Source organism: uncultured Campylobacter sp. (genome assembly GCF_938045535.1).
In the GTDB taxonomy this organism is placed as follows: Bacteria; Campylobacterota; Campylobacteria; order Campylobacterales; family Campylobacteraceae; genus Campylobacter_B.
Genome location: NZ_CALIMQ010000246.1, coordinates 1 through 2,352, shown reverse-complemented (window position 1 = coordinate 2,352; position 2,352 = coordinate 1). Strand labels below are relative to the sequence as shown.

The window sequence follows — 2,352 nt, the reverse complement described above, 5'->3', positions numbered from 1 at the left end:
CGCGATGTGCTTTGATGAGTATATGGGTAAAAATTTGGGCGAGAAGCGCTTTTCTAAAACCGTTTAAGCGGCGCGGCTATGAGTAAGGCAAAGCTTGGAGCATTCGATTTTGCGGCACTTAGCGAGCGCTGCGTAAAATGTGGTAAATGTATCCAAGTCTGCACGGTTCATGGTATTAACGGCGATGAAGTAACGAGCCCGCGCGGATTTGTGGATCTTTTGGGCGCTTACGGCAGGAATGAACTAAAGCTTGATAAAAACGCTAAGAAAATTTTTGAGAGCTGCTTTTTATGCACCAACTGCGTAGATATTTGCGGCGAGTCTTTGCCCATAGATACGGCAATCGAGAATGTTCGCGCACGCATTGCGGAAAAATTTGGCATCGCGTGGTACAAAAAAGCTGCGTTTTGGCTGCTCGGGCACCGCAAAGCGCTGGATCTAGCAGCAGCGCTTGGATACGTGTTTCTTAGCTGTGGCTTTAAGATGCGAAAAGATACGCAAAGCTCTATGTCGCCTAGATTTGGCTTACCACTACTTAAAAAAGAGCGCCTGCTGCCTGCTCCTGCGAAAAAAAGCTTTATGAACTCTCACGCAGAATTTATCGACAACGGCGGCGAAAAAACTATCGGAATTTTTATAGGCTGCATGGCAAACTACGCTTACACGGGCGTAGGCGAGGCGGTTTTACATATCGCGCGAGCGCTAAAGCTAAACGTAAATTTGATGAAGGAACAAGCCTGTTGCGGCGCTCCTGCGTATTTTACGGGAGATTTTGCGGCGGTTGAACGCGTGGCAAAATTTAATATAGCATATTTCGAAAAAGCTCTGCCTGCTCTTGATGCGATTATCGTGCCCGAGGCTACGTGCTCTGCGATGTTGCGGGTGGATTACGCGCATTTTTTTGAAAATGAGCCGCAATGGAAAGCCCGTGCGCAAAAGCTTGCGAGTAAAATTTTTATGGCGAGCGAATACTTTTATAAATTTACAAACTTAAGTGATCTTTTGATGCGCCGCGGCAAAAGGGCTTTAGCGATTACCTATCACGATCCGTGCCATGCCCGCAAAATGCAGGGTATTTGGAAAGAGCCGCGCGGCTTGCTCGCTCAAAACTACGAAATAACCGAGATGGATGAGCCCAATAAATGCTGCGGATTTGGCGGTGTGACGATGCAGACCGAGCGTTACGAGCTCGCGCGTGAAGCAGGATTAGCTAAGGCGCGCGCAATGGCAGATCTGCCTGTGTGCGTAGTTTCTGCCGAGTGCAGTGCGTGCAGGATGCAGCTAAATAATTCGCTTTCTTTAAGCGGCTTGCAGATGAGGTGCGTAAATCCGCTGGAGCTCATCGCTGAAGCGCTTGTGAGCGAGGAAAATTCCAATGGATAAAATTTAACATTTGTGAAATTCCTGCATTTCGTTAGCTTTTTACTCAATTCACATCCTGGGACAAAATTCCGTGCTTTTGAAATTTTGGTTTTTAAAAATTATGATTAAATTTTATCGTTAGCTTGTAGAGGTTATGGTCTACACTTTTAAGCTTTCGGCTATATCAGCCTGAAGTGGCGTGCGGTGGAACCCATAGGCTTTGCTGCTGCGGCGGGGTTGAGTAATATGATTTTAAATACTAAAATTTTGTGGTTTAGAATTTTGTTGAGCGATTTTGCGCAAAATTTTAAGAAGTTGAATTGAGGGATGGATTTTGGCAGAATTTTAATTTTATGTGGCATTATTTAAAATTCTCATGGAATTTGTGCTGTGAGCAAATAGCTAGAATTTTGATTTATTGATTTGCGTGGATTTGCTTGGCGGAGCAGGCTTAAAGCGCGAATTTTAAATTTCGTAAAATTTAAAGAATTAGTTACGTATGAGCTTCTTGCACTTCGCGGTTCCGACATTGCGGCAAAATTTCTTTCAAAAATGCCAAAGTGCACTATAAAATATATTCATAATTTTTAGCACGAGATATTTAGTAAAAAAGGCTAAGCTAGCAAGATCATGGATTTAAATTTAATTTTATTCTTGCTCTTTTGCGTCATCTTCAGAGTCCAGCTTTGCTTCTTCGATCAAGAGCCTGTTGGCTTCGGTAGCCTTTTTTATCTCGCTTAAGTTTTCTTCTATCTTATTTAAGCGCTTTTCAAGGGTATTTAGACGCTTTTCGGAGCGGGAGATAAAATAATAAATCAAATAAATCATAAAAACTATTATGATCCAAGGTACGATTTTCATATAAAATTCCTTAAAATTTAAAATTGCGCGCATTATAGCAGAAATTTTATGAAATTTTAAAATAGGCTGTTTTAGCCTTGACAATTGGGGATTTTTCGGTTATAATTGCCACTTCAATTTCAAAATGCT

At 42.1% G+C, this 2,352-nt stretch carries 2 protein-coding genes; one reads left to right on the top strand and one right to left on the bottom strand.

From position 1 onward, the window contains the following. Nucleotides 1-78 precede the first annotated feature (78 nt). Entirely contained in the window at nucleotides 79-1,383 is a 1,305-nt protein-coding gene (locus Q0095_RS07705; protein WP_297882849.1) for a (Fe-S)-binding protein, read from the top strand. Nucleotides 1,384-2,010: 627 nt separating this feature from the next. Here Q0095_RS07705 and Q0095_RS07700 read toward each other — a convergent pair. Continuing rightward, complete coding sequence (locus Q0095_RS07700) at nucleotides 2,011-2,223, bottom strand: hypothetical protein (protein WP_297882846.1); 213 nt, start codon at nucleotides 2,221-2,223, stop codon at nucleotides 2,011-2,013. Nucleotides 2,224-2,352 lie beyond the last annotated feature (129 nt).

Coding starts and splice junctions, on each gene's coding strand:
- Q0095_RS07700 (WP_297882846.1), bottom strand. CDS start 2,223: ATGAAAATCGTACCTTGGATCATAATAGTTTTTATGATTTATTTGATT.
- Q0095_RS07705 (WP_297882849.1), top strand. CDS start 79: ATGAGTAAGGCAAAGCTTGGAGCATTCGATTTTGCGGCACTTAGCGAG.